General features: G+C 52.4%; 15 protein-coding genes and 1 pseudogene. 12 read left to right on the top strand and 4 right to left on the bottom strand.

What is annotated here, in order from left to right; genetic code table 11:
• Nucleotides 1-62 precede the first annotated feature (62 nt).
• Together tnpA and ettA are read right to left on the bottom strand one after the other, a co-directional pair.
• Nucleotides 63-497 (bottom strand): annotated as a pseudogene (gene tnpA, locus ACMHXH_RS04960) (IS200/IS605 family transposase).
• 163 nt (nucleotides 498-660) lie between these two features.
• A complete protein-coding gene (gene ettA / locus ACMHXH_RS04955; protein WP_025887609.1) occupies nucleotides 661-2,328 on the bottom strand; it encodes an energy-dependent translational throttle protein EttA in 1,668 nt (555 codons plus the stop codon).
• A 228-nt stretch (nucleotides 2,329-2,556) separates the two neighbouring features.
• On the opposite strand from ettA, the gene glyA reads away from it, so the two are divergent.
• The 11 genes from glyA (at nucleotide 2,557) to ACMHXH_RS04900 (ending at nucleotide 12,446) form a co-directional block, all read left to right on the top strand.
• Nucleotides 2,557-3,810, top strand: a complete 1,254-nt coding sequence (glyA, locus tag ACMHXH_RS04950; RefSeq protein ID WP_039034256.1) for a serine hydroxymethyltransferase — start codon at nucleotides 2,557-2,559, stop codon at nucleotides 3,808-3,810.
• Between the two features lie 109 nt (nucleotides 3,811-3,919).
• A complete protein-coding gene (nrdR, locus tag ACMHXH_RS04945; RefSeq protein WP_025009434.1) occupies nucleotides 3,920-4,372 on the top strand; it encodes a transcriptional regulator NrdR in 453 nt (150 codons plus the stop codon).
• Between the two features lie 40 nt (nucleotides 4,373-4,412).
• Nucleotides 4,413-5,537: a bifunctional diaminohydroxyphosphoribosylaminopyrimidine deaminase/5-amino-6-(5-phosphoribosylamino)uracil reductase RibD gene (gene ribD / locus ACMHXH_RS04940; protein WP_335912422.1), complete on the top strand. Its 1,125-nt coding sequence runs from the start codon at nucleotides 4,413-4,415 to the stop codon at nucleotides 5,535-5,537.
• Nucleotides 5,538-6,194: a riboflavin synthase gene (locus ACMHXH_RS04935; RefSeq protein WP_335912423.1), complete on the top strand. Its 657-nt coding sequence runs from the start codon at nucleotides 5,538-5,540 to the stop codon at nucleotides 6,192-6,194.
• A gap of 81 nt (nucleotides 6,195-6,275) precedes the next feature.
• Nucleotides 6,276-7,382, top strand: a complete 1,107-nt coding sequence (gene ribBA / locus ACMHXH_RS04930; RefSeq protein WP_028779054.1) for a bifunctional 3,4-dihydroxy-2-butanone-4-phosphate synthase/GTP cyclohydrolase II — start codon at nucleotides 6,276-6,278, stop codon at nucleotides 7,380-7,382.
• A gap of 119 nt (nucleotides 7,383-7,501) precedes the next feature.
• The gene (gene ribE, locus ACMHXH_RS04925; RefSeq protein WP_025009431.1) at nucleotides 7,502-7,978 is read left to right on the top strand and encodes a 6,7-dimethyl-8-ribityllumazine synthase; all 477 of its coding nucleotides are present in this window, start codon (nucleotides 7,502-7,504) and stop codon (nucleotides 7,976-7,978) included.
• A gap of 13 nt (nucleotides 7,979-7,991) precedes the next feature.
• A complete protein-coding gene (gene nusB, locus ACMHXH_RS04920) occupies nucleotides 7,992-8,399 on the top strand; it encodes a transcription antitermination factor NusB (RefSeq protein ID WP_039034259.1) in 408 nt (135 codons plus the stop codon).
• Nucleotides 8,400-8,487: 88 nt separating this feature from the next.
• Nucleotides 8,488-9,444: a thiamine-phosphate kinase gene (gene thiL, locus ACMHXH_RS04915; protein ID WP_039034263.1), complete on the top strand. Its 957-nt coding sequence runs from the start codon at nucleotides 8,488-8,490 to the stop codon at nucleotides 9,442-9,444.
• Complete coding sequence (locus ACMHXH_RS04910) at nucleotides 9,445-9,939, top strand: phosphatidylglycerophosphatase A (RefSeq protein ID WP_039034260.1); 495 nt, start codon at nucleotides 9,445-9,447, stop codon at nucleotides 9,937-9,939.
• Between the two features lie 265 nt (nucleotides 9,940-10,204).
• Entirely contained in the window at nucleotides 10,205-11,650 is a 1,446-nt protein-coding gene (locus ACMHXH_RS04905; RefSeq protein WP_218152595.1) for an NfeD family protein, read from the top strand.
• Between the two features lies 1 nt (nucleotide 11,651).
• Entirely contained in the window at nucleotides 11,652-12,446 is a 795-nt protein-coding gene (locus ACMHXH_RS04900; protein ID WP_039034261.1) for a slipin family protein, read from the top strand.
• 284 nt (nucleotides 12,447-12,730) lie between these two features.
• On the opposite strand, the gene ACMHXH_RS04895 is transcribed toward ACMHXH_RS04900, so the two are convergent.
• Both ACMHXH_RS04895 and ACMHXH_RS04890 read right to left on the bottom strand, forming a co-directional pair.
• The gene (locus ACMHXH_RS04895; RefSeq protein ID WP_226685008.1) at nucleotides 12,731-13,093 is read right to left on the bottom strand and encodes a hypothetical protein; all 363 of its coding nucleotides are present in this window, start codon (nucleotides 13,091-13,093) and stop codon (nucleotides 12,731-12,733) included.
• Between the two features lie 99 nt (nucleotides 13,094-13,192).
• Nucleotides 13,193-13,672 carry a hypothetical protein gene (locus tag ACMHXH_RS04890; RefSeq protein WP_413737698.1) on the bottom strand — a complete coding sequence of 160 codons (480 nt, stop codon included), beginning with the start codon at nucleotides 13,670-13,672 and terminating at the stop codon, nucleotides 13,193-13,195.
• Here ACMHXH_RS04890 and ACMHXH_RS04885 point away from each other — a divergent pair.
• The coding region (locus tag ACMHXH_RS04885) for an IS30 family transposase (protein WP_413737696.1) at nucleotides 13,671-14,420 on the top strand (750 nt) is incomplete at its 3' end. The genes ACMHXH_RS04890 and ACMHXH_RS04885 overlap by 2 nt on opposite strands.

The raw sequence follows: 14,420 nt of genomic DNA, 5'->3' as shown, positions 1-14,420 counted from the left end.
AGTAAAGAATCCACCTTCTGAAGAAGGTGGCTTTGTATATGCCCCCTCAAAGGGGGCGTTGTTTACTCCAGCGTTAACTGAGTTTGCTCCTGCTTTTCTTCTTTCTCTTGATGCCGGACATAACGCCTTATTATCTCTTCATTTATTCCAACCGTATCGACAAAGTATCCTCGCTGCCAAAAATGGTTACCCCACATTTTGTTCTTCCTCAAGTATGGATATTTACTAAATAGTTTTAGTGCTATTTTGCCTTTGAGCGCTCCCATCAGTCTTGATATCGATAACTTTGGCGGAACTTTTATAACTAAATGAACATGGTCTACCTGAACATTTAACTCTACTACTTTGCACCCAAGTTACTCACTGTAAACGTGAATACAGCGGTAAACCTCCTTACCTACTTTGTTTTTGAGAATCCTAAAACGGTACTTTGGAGTCCAAACTATATGATATTGACATCGCCAATACACATGCGATGCTTGCTCGTATCTACTCATGCTTTTTGTCCTTTGACTTCGCTAAAAATCAAAAGAGCAATTAGCATGGGTAGCCTTTACAGGCCAAGCCTAAATTGATGATAACCACCTACTGAAGTAGGTGGTTTAGGGGCTGAAAATAAAAAACGGAGGCGTTTGCCTCCGTTTTTGTACGGTTTTTCTATTACTTGGTCATCCGCTTGTACTTGAGTCTGTGTGGCTCAATCACATCGGCACCGAATTGGTTTTTCAGCCAGGCCGAGTATTCTGTGTAGTTACCTTCGTAGAAGTTAACCTGCCCCTCGTCACGGTAGTCGAGGATGTGAGTACAGATACGGTCGAGGAACCAACGGTCGTGCGAGATCACCATGGCGCAGCCGGGGAATTCCAACAGCGCTTCTTCCAGTGCCCGCAGAGTTTCCACGTCCAGATCGTTGGTCGGTTCGTCGAGCAGCAACACGTTGCCGCCGGCCTGCAGCAGCTTGGCCAGATGCACCCGGTTACGTTCACCACCTGAAAGTGAGCCGATGATCTTCTGCTGATCGCCACCACGGAAGTTGAAGCGACCGACATAGGCGCGGCTCGGGATCTCCAGATTGTTGATCCGCATTATGTCCTGACCGCCGGAGATCTCTTCCCAAACCGTGTTCTTGTCGTTCATCGAGTCACGGAACTGTTCCACAGAGGCGATTTGGACTGTATCACCTATCTCGATTTCACCGCTGTCCGGCTGCTCGGCGCCGCTGAGCATTCTGAATAGGGTCGACTTACCGGCACCGTTGGCACCGATAATACCGACTATGGCGCCCTTGGGAACGCTGAAGCTTAAGTTGTCTATCAGAATGCGGTCACCATAGCTCTTGGTGAGATTACGCACCTCAATCACCTTGTCACCCAGGCGAGGACCGGGCGGAATAAACAGCTCATTGGTCTCGTTGCGGCGCTGATAATCTGAGCTGTTCAGCTCTTCGAAGCGGGCCATACGGGCCTTGCCCTTGGACTGACGTCCCTTGGCACCCTGACGCACCCACTCCAATTCCTTGGCAATCGTCTTTTGGCGGGCGCTTTCGCTGGCGGCTTCCTGCTTCAGACGGGCATCTTTCTGCTCCAGCCAGGAGGAGTAGTTGCCCTGCCATGGGATACCTTCACCCCGGTCCAGCTCCAGGATCCAGCCGGCGGCATTGTCGAGGAAGTAACGGTCGTGGGTAATGGCGACCACAGTGCCTGAGTATTCCTGCAGGAAGTGCTCCAGCCAGGCAACGGATTCGGCATCCAGGTGGTTGGTTGGTTCGTCCAGCAGCAGCATCTCCGGCTTTTCCAGCAGCAGACGACAGATGGCCACCCGGCGACGTTCACCCCCGGAGAGCACCTCCACCTTGGCGTCCCATTCCGGCAGACGCAGGGCGTTGGCGGCGCGCTCGAGAATATTGTCCAGATTGTGGGCATCCTGGGCCTGAATGATGGCTTCCAGTTCGCCTTGCTCCTTGGCCAGGGCGTCGAAGTCGGCATCCGGCTCAGCATAGGCCGCATAGACTTCATCCAGACGCTTGAGGGCGTTTTTGGCTTCGCTGACGGCTTCTTCTATGGTTTCCCGTACTGTCTTGTTGGGATCAAGCTGGGGCTCCTGGGGCAGGTAACCTATCTTGAGTCCCGGCATGGGACGGGCTTCACCTTCAATTTCTGTGTCCAGACCTGCCATGATTTTCAACAGGGTGGATTTACCCGAGCCGTTGAGACCCAGGACACCAATTTTGGCGCCGGGGAAGAAACTCAATGAAATATCTTTGAGGATCTGCTTTTTGGGCGGCACTATTTTGCCGACCCTCAGCATGCTGTATACAAACTGAGCCATATTGTTTCTCTGTTGTCCTGAACTGAGTTTTCCTAAACTGGCGGCAGTTTACCAATTTGCCAGGGCTCCTGCCAGATGCGGCCGGATAGCGGCACCATTGTTCAGCAAATGAAACATAGTCATCTGCTGACACAAGGATTTTCATCATCCTGCGACTGGGATATTTGTCACACTCAGAGTAGAATACCGCGCAACCCTACCAATAAGATTTGCCAGCTGGAGTGACAGATGCTGAAGAAAAGTATGAACATTGCCGACTATGATCCTGAGCTGTTCAAGGCGATTGAGGATGAAACCCGTCGTCAGGAAGAGCACATTGAGCTGATCGCCTCCGAAAACTACACCAGCCCCAGAGTCATGGAAGCCCAGGGCTCACAACTGACCAACAAGTATGCCGAAGGTTATCCAGGCAAGCGTTATTACGGTGGTTGTGAGTATGTCGATGTGGTGGAGACTCTGGCAATTGAGCGTGCCAAGCAGCTGTTTGGCGCTACTTACGCCAACGTTCAGCCACACTCAGGTTCACAGGCCAATAGCGCGGTTTATATGGCGTTGCTGCAACCCGGCGATACCGTACTGGGGATGAACCTGGCTCACGGTGGTCACTTGACCCACGGCTCTCCGGTTAACTTTTCCGGCAAGCTGTACAACATCATCCCTTACGGTATCGATGAGTCCGGCAAGATTGACTACAGCGAACTCGAAACGCTGGCGCTGGAACACAAGCCCAAGATGATCATCGGCGGCTTCTCGGCCTACTCAGGCATAGTTGACTGGGCCAAGCTGCGCGAAATCGCCGACAAAATTGGCGCTTACCTGTTTGTCGATATGGCCCACGTGGCCGGTCTTATCGCTGCCGGTGTTTATCCTAACCCTGTGCCGCACGCCCACGTGGTGACTTCGACCACTCACAAGACGCTGGCCGGTCCCCGCGGTGGTGTGATTCTGTCGGCTGCCGACGATGAAGATCTGTACAAGAAGCTGAATTCCGCAGTATTCCCGGGCGGTCAGGGTGGTCCTCTGATGCACGTTATCGCCGGTAAAGCCGTGGCCTTCAAAGAAGCACTGGAGCCGGAATTCAAGACCTATCAGCAGCAGGTGGTCAACAACGCCAAGGCCATGGTTGAGGTGTTCCTCGAGCGCGGTTACAAGATAGTTTCCGGCGGTACCAGCAACCATCTGATGCTGGTGGACCTGATTGGCCGTGAGCTGACCGGTAAAGAAGCCGACGCCGCTCTGGGCCGCGCCAACATCACAGTTAACAAGAACTCAGTGCCTAACGACCCCCGCTCACCATTTGTGACCTCCGGGGTGCGTATCGGTACACCGGCCATCACTCGCCGCGGTTTCAAGGAAGCCGAAGCCCGTGAACTGACCGGCTGGATCTGTGATGTGCTCGACAATGCTCACGATGACGCCGTTATCGAGCGCGTGAAGAGCCAGGTGCTGGAACTGTGCGCTCGCTTCCCTGTTTACGGTTAACCTTTTCAAGGGAATAGGATAAACTTCGATGGCCGCTGAATTCAGCGGCCATTTTTGTTCCTGCCATTTAGCAGCAGCCGCTGCCGGCAACTGAGCACCAGGAGGCATAATGCATTGTCCATTTTGCAGTGCGACGGATACCAAGGTGATAGATTCCAGGCTGGTGGCAGACGGTCATCAGGTGCGCCGTCGCCGGGAATGTACTCTGTGTCATGAACGCTTTACCACCTTTGAAGGTGCCGAGCTCGTCATGCCCAGAGTGATCAAGCGCGATGGCAGCAGGCAACCGTTCGATGAGGATAAGCTGCGCGGCGGTATGCTGCGCGCCGCCGAGAAACGTCCGGTTTCCATGGATAAGATTGAAGAGGCGATCAGCAAGATCAAGTCCACCCTCAGAGCCACAGGCGAGCGGGAAGTGACCTCGGAAATGATCGGCAACCTGATGATGGATCATCTTATTGAGCTGGATAAGGTGGCCTATATTCGTTTTGCCTCTGTGTATCGTGCCTTTGAAGATGTGTCAGAGTTTGGTGAAGCGATTGCCAAGCTGGAGAAAAAATAGGCTGTCAGTCACAGCCAACTGTTAAGTAACGGAAACCCCCATGTGGTCCAATACTGATATCGCCATGATGAGCCGCGCCATAATGCTGGCTCGCCGTGGCCGTTATACAACCCGCCCCAACCCCAATGTCGGCTGCGTCATCATAGATGCCGATGGCAAGATTGTCGGCGAAGGCTGGCATCAGCGTGCCGGTGAGCCCCATGCCGAAGTACATGCCTTGAAAATGGCCGCTGACAAGGCCCGCGGCGCTACTGCCTATGTCACCCTCGAACCCTGCAGTCACTATGGTCGCACCCCGCCCTGTGCCGAAGCCTTAATTAAACATGGCCTCAAGCGGGTGGTGGTGGCTATGACAGATCCCAACCCTCAGGTGGCCGGCCGAGGTATCGGCATGCTGCAGGAGGCCGGGGTTCAGGTGCAGAGCGGTCTCTTGGCTGAGCAGGCCAGAGCGTTGAATCCGGGCTTTTTATCGCGGATGGAGCGAAATCGCCCCTGGGTCACCCTCAAACTGGCGGCGAGTCTCGATGGCAAGACGGCACTGGCCAACGGTGAGTCCAAGTGGATAACCGGCCCCGAGGCGCGCCGCGACGTGCAAAGGCTCAGGGCCCGCTGCTGCGCTCTGCTCACCGGCATTGAAACCGTATTGGCCGATGACCCTTCCTTGAATGTCCGGCACTCTGAGCTTGGCAGCCTGGGTGAAACCCTGAGTGAGCAGGAGCTTATTCAACCGCTGCGAGTGATACTCGACAGTAACTGCCGTATGCCGCTCGATGCCAGGTTATTGAAAATTGTCAGCCCGGTACTCTTGGTCAGTTGCCGCCCCTATGAGGATGAGTTCCTGGCCGCTTTGCCGCCTTATGTCACCACTTTGGTGTTGGCCGGTGAAGACAACAGAGTCGATATCACAGCGCTGCTGCAACACCTGAGCCAGAGCTGTAATGCGGTGTTGGTCGAGGCCGGGGCAACGCTTTGCGGCGCCTTTATTAGTGCCGGTTTGGCCGATGAGCTGCTGCTCTACCAAGCCCCGAAACTGCTTGGCGCCGCTGGCCGAAACCTGCTGGCCTTGCCCAACTATCAGCAGATAGCCGATACCCCGGCGATACGGGTAACAGATCAACGTAAGCTGGGCAATGATACCCGGCTTACTCTCAAGATAGGTGATTGAATGTTTACCGGAATAATTGAAGCTGTCGGTACAATACGGGCTTTGGAGCGCCGTGGTGATGATATTCGTCTGACGGTGGCCAGCGGCAAGCTGGATCTTGGCGATGTCCAATTGGGTGACAGCATTGCCACCAACGGTGTGTGTCTGACCGTGGTTGAACGCCTGGCGGATGGTTATGTGGCCGATATTTCGGCTGAAACCGTTAGCCTCACCGGCTTTGACCGCTACAGTGTCGGCACCAAAGTTAACCTGGAAAAGGCGGTCACGCCCAGCACCCGCTTGGGCGGGCACTTGGTCAGTGGCCATGTGGATGGTACGGCGCGGGTCATCAGCGTGACCCCAAGGGGCAAGGCGCTGGAGTTTTGGCTCGAGGCGCCTGCTGAGCTGGCCCGTTACATTGCCCATAAAGGCTCCATTACCATAGATGGCGTCAGCCTCACGGTCAACGAAGTCGATGGCTGTAATTTCCGCCTCACCATAGTGCCCCATACCGCCAGCGAAACCACTTTGCTTAATCTGCGTCCCGGAGTTCAGGTGAATCTGGAGGTGGATCAGATAGCCCGCTATCTTGAACGTTTAATGCAGCATAAAGAGGAAGGGCAGCCGAGCGAAGGCGTGACTCTGGCTATGCTCGCCAAGGCCGGTTTCATGCGCTAGATGTGCGCAAGCACACTGGTTATCGCGCGCTAACAGGTTAGAATTCATTGATTACACAGAACAAGAGATAAAGGTCTTACAATGGCGCTACACAGTATCGAAGAGATCATCGAGGATATTCGTCAGGGCAAAATGGTTATCCTGATGGACGATGAGGACAGGGAAAACGAGGGCGACCTCATCATGGCGGCGGAGAAGGTCACCCCGGAAGCGATCAATTTCATGGCTCGCTTTGGCCGTGGTCTTATCTGCCAAACCATGACCAAGGCTCGTTGCCAGCAGCTGAATTTGCCGCTGATGGTGAGCAATAACAACGCCCAGTTTTCAACCAACTTCACCGTTTCTATCGAGGCCGCTGAAGGGGTGACCACAGGTATTAGTGCCCATGACCGCGCGGTAACTGTACAGGCGGCTGTGGCTAAAAATGCCAAGCCATCGGACATAGTTCAGCCCGGGCATATTTTTCCTTTGATGGCGCAGGATGGCGGGGTGCTGGTGCGCGCCGGTCATACCGAAGCCGGTTGCGATCTGGCGCGTCTGGCCGGTTTGGAGCCTTCGGCTGTGATCGTGGAGATCCTCAATGAGGATGGCACCATGGCGCGTCGTCCGGATCTGGAAGTGTTCGCCAAGGAGCACGGCGTTAAGATGGGCACCATTGCCGATCTGATCAACTACCGCAATAACACAGAAACCACAGTGGTGCGTGAAGCCAAGTGCAAGCTGCCTACCCGTTTCGGTGAGTTTGAGCTGCACACCTTCCGCGACACCATAGACAATCAACTGCATTTTGCCATGGTCAAGGGCGAGATTGTTGACAATATTCTGGTGCGGGTGCACCTGCAAAACACCATTAATGACCTGCTGTTCTCTGAACGCGATGAAGTGCGTAGCTGGCCGCTTGAGCAAGCCATGGCGCGGATTGCTGCCGATGGTGGTGTGCTGTTGCTGCTGGGTAACCAGGAACCTAATGAGAGCATTATCGCCAAGGTCAAGGCATTTGAGGCCGAAGACAAGGGTGAAGTGCCGGTGACGGCCAAATGGCAGGGAACCTCCCAACGGGTTGGCGTAGGCTCACAGATTCTGGCGACGCTTGGCGTTAACAAAATGCGCCTGCTCAGCTCGCCCAAGCGTTATCACTCATTGGGTGGTTTTGGCCTGGAAGTCACGGAGTATATTCCCGGCGAATGAGCCAACAGAATTAATTAACCATTTCCGAATAATTGCATAGGGCGGAGGGGTAAATTGCGTGCTATTATAGCGCCACTTTTTGCCCCCGGCCGGGTGCTTTAGCTAAGTTAGGTAAGATAATGAACATAGTTCAAGGTAATATCGAAGCAAAAAACGCCAAAGTCGCGATCGTTGTATCCCGTTTCAACAGCTTTGTGGTTGAAAGTCTGCTGGAGGGTGCCGTAGACACTCTTAAGCGTTTCGGTCAGGTAAGTGAAGACAACATCACTGTGGTACGCGTACCTGGTGCTTTCGAGCTGCCTTTGGCCGCCCGTCGTGTTGCCGCCAGTGGCAAGTTCGACGGTATCATCGCCCTGGGGGCAGTGATCCGTGGTGGTACACCACACTTTGATTTCGTTGCAGGTGAATGCAACAAGGGTCTGGCTCAAGTGGGTCTGGAATTCGATATCCCGGTCTCTTTCGGGGTACTGACCACAGACACTATCGAACAGGCCATTGAGCGTTCCGGCACCAAGGCTGGCAACAAAGGCGGCGAAGCTGCCCTGGGTCTGCTGGAAATGGTGAACGTGCTGCAACAACTTGAGCAACAGCTGTAATACAGGAAAAAGCATGAAGCCTTCAGAGCGCCGCAGAGCCCGCCGTTTAGCGGTTCAAGCCATCTATTCATGGCAACTGAGCGGGAACAATATTGCCGATGTGGAGCACGAGTTTCTGACCGAGCAAAACATAGACGGCGTGGATGTCGCCTACTTCCGTGAACTATTCACTGGAGCGACAACCAAAAAGGCTCAACTGGACGAGTTAATTGCCCCCCATCTGGATCAACGTCCCATGGAGGAGGTCGATCCCGTGGAGAAGGCCATTTTGCGTTTGGCGGCTTACGAGCTGACTTTCCGCAAGGATACGCCTTACAAAGTGGTGATCAACGAGGCTATCGAGTTGGCCAAGGCGTTCGGCGCCGAGGACAGCCACAAGTTTGTCAATGGCATATTGGACAAGCTGGTAGCTCGTCGCTGAACCAGAAAGAAATTAGACAAACGGTATCGTCAGATACCGTTTTTTCATTGGAAAACCGGGAGGCTGCGAACCTGTGGCCAAGTCAACAGTGAAAGAATTTCAACTTATCGAGCGCTATTTTCATGGTCGTGGCCAAGCGCGCAAAGATGTCCGCCTCGGCATAGGTGATGATTGTGCCTTGGTGCAACCCGCCGAACACAAATCTATTGCCATCTCCTGCGATACCCTGGTGGAAAATGTCCACTTTTTACCGGATATGCCGGCTCAGGCACTAGGTTACAAGGCCTTGGCGGTCAACCTGTCCGATCTTGCTGCTATGGGGGCCGAGCCCGCATGGATGACCCTGGCGCTGACCATGCCCAGTGTCGATGAAGTTTGGCTGGAACAGTTCAGTGCCGGTTTGTTTGAAGCGGCTGATTACTATGGTATTTCTCTTGTTGGAGGCGATACCACCCGCGGCCCTAAGGCCATCAATATTACGGTTCATGGCCAGGTGCCGGAAGGCAAAGCTCTCATTCGTAGCGGCGCCCGCGCCGGTGACTGGATTTATGTCACAGGTTCCCTGGGGGATTCGGCCCTGGGGCTGGATATCATACGTGGTGACTTGAAGGCGAGGGCAGAACACAAGGAATATCTGGTCAACCGTCACTATCATCCCAGCCCCAGAGTCCTGGCCGGTCAATCCCTGAGAGGCTTGGCATCTAGCGCTATAGATCTCTCTGATGGCTTGCTGTCGGATATCAAGCATATCCTCAAGGCATCGGCTGTCGGTGCGGTTATCGAAGTGGATAAGCTGCCGCTGTCCCAGGCGATGAAAGATACTGTGAGTTTGGAGACGGCGCTCGACTACGCCCTTTGTGGCGGTGAAGATTATGAACTGCTGTTCACTGTGCCGGAAGCGCAGCGCGGTGCGCTGGAAACCGCCTTGGGCCATGCCGGAGTCAAGTTCTATCAAGTCGGCCAGATACTCGCCGGTAATCAACTCAGGCTGCAATATCATGGTGAGGTATTCGAGCCGCAACAGACAGGATTTGAGCATTTTTAAATGAAGTGGTTTGCTCATGACGAGGCGCTCGCAAGGGTCAGCCTTAAGAACCCGGTGCACTTTCTGGCACTTGGTTTTGGCTCTGGCCTCGCGGCCAAGGCGCCGGGGACTTTTGGAACCCTGGCTGCCGTACCTGTGTATCTATTGCTGTCTCAGTTCAGTTTGGAAGTGTATCTTGCCGTGACGCTGCTGGCCTGTATCGGTGGTATCTATCTATGCGGCAAGACTTCCAAAGATATGGGGGTGCACGATCACGGCGCCATAGTTTGGGACGAAGTGGCGGGGTTACTGATCACCATGATTGCCGCACCGGCCGGAGTGCTCTGGTTGTTGCTGGGCTTTGTGCTGTTCCGCATTTTCGATATCTTTAAGCCCTGGCCCATTCGGGTGCTGGATGCCAAGGTGCATGGCGGCCTTGGGATCATGGCCGATGATATCCTGGCCGGCATCTTCTCAATGCTGTCACTGCAGGCGATTGTCTGGGCGGTAGGCTGAATCAGCCTTGAGCCGAAATGTATAAACCTTGAGCCAAAATGTATAAGCTTTAAGAATGGGTTATCAGCGCTTGCGCTCTATCCTTGAAGCAAGCTAGCCCGCTACTCCAGAAAAAATAACAGGCGTCGTCGATTCGGCGCCTTTTTTCTTGTTACCTCCTTCTGCTTATATTTACCTGTTTGGGTTAAAGCCATTATTTGTGTGCTTTATGCCTAATCCCCAAAGCCGACTATCCTTAAGCTAAGGGAACCCTCATGGGGGCAGTATGATAGATTGGCTAGCCAACGCCTTGTTCCGGCGCTGCGGCTGTGTAGGACTCTTGGCTCTGTTGTGGATCTTGCCTGGCTTAGGTGCAGACCACGTCCGGCCAGAATCTTACTCCCCGGCCGCAGCGCCGACCATTACCCTGCTCAGCGTCAAAGGGGCTATAGGTCCCGGTGTCAGCGACTATTTGATCCGGGGTATAGAGAGCGCATCGGATACGCCAAACAGCCAGTTGGTGTTGATCACTCTGGATACCCCTGGAGGTCTGGTGTCCAGTCTACGGGATATCAACCAAGCGATTCTCGGTTCCAGGGTGCCGGTTGCCTGCCTGGTCTATCCATCCGGAGCTCGTGCAGCCAGCGCCGGGACTTACATGCTGTATGCCTGTCATATCGCCGCTATGGCAACGGCCACCAGCCTTGGTGCGGCGACTCCTGTGCAACTGGGCCCCATGGGAAATGAGCCGCAACAGCCCAAGCCGTCAGAGAATGAAACCGAAAAACCTGTGGGCGATAGCAATAGTCAAAAACTTGAGCGCAAGCAGCTCAATGATGCCATTGCTTATATTCGGGCGCTGGCGGAATTGCGTCAGCGTAATGTCGAGTGGGCCGAGAAGGCGGTACGTGATGCGGCGACCCTGACCGCCTCGGAAGCGCTGGAGGCCAATGTTATCGACTATATCGCCGATACGCCGCAGCAACTCTTGACCATACTTGATGGCAAGTCGGTAGCCATGCCTGGTGGTGCTCGGATACTCAATACCGAAAACGCCATAGTGCTGGATCGCAGCCCGGATTGGCGTGCCCGATTCATCAATCTGCTCACCAACCCCAATATCGCTTACATCCTGATGTTATTGGGGATCTACGGTTTGCTGCTGGAGTTTTACAGTCCTGGCGCCATGTTGCCCGGGGTAATAGGAGGGATCTGTTTGCTGTTGGCCTTGTATGCCTTCCAGCTGCTCCCTATCAGCTATGCCGGTGGCGGTTTATTGCTCTTGGGAATTATTTTGCTGCTCGCCGAGGCCATGCTACCAAGCTTTGGAATTTTAGGATTCGGTGGCCTGGTCGCCTTCGTGCTGGGGTCGGTATTTTTGGTGGACAGTGAAGTTGAGGCTTTTCGCATAGCCTGGCCCGTGATAGCCCTGGTCAGCGTCGTGAGCCTGCTGTTTTTCCTGCTGCTGATAAGCTTTGTGTTCAAGACTCGCAAATTGTCCGGGGTGGCCGGCGCCGAGGGGATGGTAGGGGAATATGCCAGGGTGATAGACGGCTTTCCCGGGCGCGGCCGAGTGCACTTTATGGGAGAAGACTGGCAAGGGAGCAGTGAGCAGGCCTTAAGCCCTGGGCAGCGGGTGCGGATTTTGGGGCTTAATGGGTTAGTACTTAAGCTGGCTGAGGTGAAAAGCGCTGATATCGAGCCGACTGAAAATCAACGCAGAGGAGACTGACATGGGTGAAGCTATCAGTGGTAGTTTAAACATTTCTTTTGGGGTGTTGTTGGTGCTGTTTGCGGCCTTGCTTATCAGCATGTTTCGCATCCTCAGGGAGTATGAACGCGGGGTGATTTTCTTTCTCGGGCGTTTTTACCGGGTCAAGGGGCCTGGGCTTATCATACTGATCCCTGTGGTGCAGCAGATGGTGCGGGTGGATCTTCGAACCATAGTGATGGATGTGCCCTCTCAGGATGTGATCAGCCGTGATAATGTCTCGGTGCGGGTCAATGCCGTACTCTATTTTCGGGTAGTCGACCCGCAAAAGGCGATTATTAATGTGGAGAACTTCCTCGCCGCCACCAGTCAACTGGCCCAGACCACCCTGAGATCCGTGCTCGGTCAGCATGAGTTGGACGAGATGTTGGCCAACAGGGAGATGCTCAATGCCGACATTCAAAGGATCCTCGACTCCCACACAGATGCCTGGGGCATCAAGGTGGCCAATGTGGAAATCAAGCACGTGGATCTCAATGAAAGTATGATCCGCGCTATTGCCCGTCAGGCCGAGGCCGAGCGCGAGCGGCGGGCCAAGGTGATCCATGCTCTGGGGGAGATGGAAGCCTCGGAAAAACTGGTGGAAGCGGCGCAGACGCTGGGCAAAGAACCCAATGCCATTATGCTGCGCTATCTGCATACCCTGACCGAAGTGGCGGCAGAAAACAACTCGACTATCCTGTTTCCGCTGCCGCTTGAGTTACTGAGCAAATTAAATGGTGCATTTAGCAATTTAAATGAAAAATCCAAAAATTAGCCTGAAACTGTTTGAAATGTCGCCCATTTACAAGGGGGTTAATATATTGTTATTTTGAGCGTTTGGGGATAGCTCAATAATAGGCCTCCGGCCTAAGTTATTTTAGTCGCGACTTGATCTGACACATTATCTTGAAAAGGTGAGAGTTACCCGTTTTGATAAAGGTGTCAAAGCTTCAATCAAAACAAAAGAGGTAACTCTCATGCTGCATACTAACAATCCCATCATTAAACACAAAGCAGATCACACATGGGACTTGCTTGTATCTTCCTTAGGCTCTAATTTCACAATACCATAACGGCTATAATTGCTGCACCTAGTATATATAGGCCACTAGTTAATGAAATTGATTTAATCACGCTAAACTCTTTCATCTCTATCTTCTTGATATTATCCATTTTTACAGACTTCCCTTCTCCGGATAACGTCGAATCAGTTGTGTTCTCGACTTTAAACTCAATTATTTCATCTGAGGTAGTGGTTATTTTTATATCCTTTCCTATATAGTTTGATGTGGGGGTGGAATCAAGTTTAACTTCGTTCAATGATGTACAGCCAGATAACATCAAACTGATTAAGAAGATCATGGTTAAATTTTTCATAGTAACCTCAACTTTATGGTTCATAACATCCATGGCTTGCGCCACCTGGTCTTGCGCATGGGTTTATCCAACTTCCTGTATCATAAACGGCTTGGTTTTCGTAAGATATTTTATAGTTTCCTGATATATCAAAATCAACTTTGTTCATGTAGTACTCTCTGTAATTCCAACCAGTGTAATATCTATGGTTTTTTCAGATATTGCTATTGATATATACTTTTCAGGATGTATTCCTTTAAGTGTGTTTTTTATTTCAAAACCTAAGTCCATACCATTAATAATCCAAGTGTTATCAGGTATAACGCTTTCAATGCCAGCTACATAATATTTATGGTTGTGAATACTGCTTAAAATTGAGTTCAATTCTTGTTGGAAAAAGTTAGGCTTAAAAACCTTTAGCAAGGACTTTGTTACCTTTGCTGCTAACTTGTTGAATATTCCATTTCCGTCAATATCTACAAGGACTCTAAGGTTTCCATTATCTCTAATATTATAGACTTGACCATTAATAGGGTTGCCCGAATTCAGATAATAAGTGCACCACTCATGGTTAAACGGTGAGGAGAGATCAACTGCCTGTTGGTGATACTCTGTAGTCGCCAAACAAACATGAGTAGTTACCATGAATTACAAGCAGTTGATCGAGGGACAACGATACCAGATTGAGGCCTATTTACGCGAGGGTTTCAGTTATCGGGAGATAGGAAAACGTCTGAAAGTCAGCCTCAGCACAATCAGCCGGGAAGTAAATCGCAATCGAATTCGGGATAACCATTACTTGCCGGAAGTCGCTCAGGCGAAGGCACTAAAACGCCGTTGTCAGTCCGCGAAGTCTAGAATATCTGGACTGACCATCACCTTTGTTGAGTTCGGTCTCAATGAGAANTGGAGTCCGGAACAAATAGCCGGTGTCGGTAAAATCATCGGATATAACGTCAGTCACGAGTGGATTTATGGCTATGTCCAGCGTGATAAATTATGCGGCGGCAAGTTGTACAAACAGCTACGCCAGAGTCACCGAAGATACCGTAAAGGTAACCGTGCGAAGCGTGTGATTATCCCGAATCGCGTAGGCATAGAGCATCGTCCCGCTATCGTGAACAAGAAAAAGCGGTTCGGAGACTGGGAAGCTGACACGGTTCTGGGCAAGCAAGGTACGGGCGCGATTGTCAGCCTGGTTGAGCGAAAAAGTAAGCTGTACCTGATACGCAAAGTGCCAGCGAAAAGCGCAGCCGATGTGGCCCGGGCCATGGTTGGTATGCTGTGGAAATATCGAGGTTATGTTCGAACTATCACTGCGGACAACGGCAGCGAGTTCTGTGACCACGAACAGGTCGCAGAAAAGCTTAAAACGGATGTCTACTTCGCTAAC

The sequence above is a fragment of the Shewanella sp. BJSY2023SW001 genome, assembly GCF_047314685.1.
Lineage (GTDB): Bacteria > Pseudomonadota > Gammaproteobacteria > Enterobacterales > Shewanellaceae > Shewanella > Shewanella indica.
Note: the sequence above shows the minus strand (reverse complement) of the source record. Positions and strands in the feature narration are given on the sequence as shown.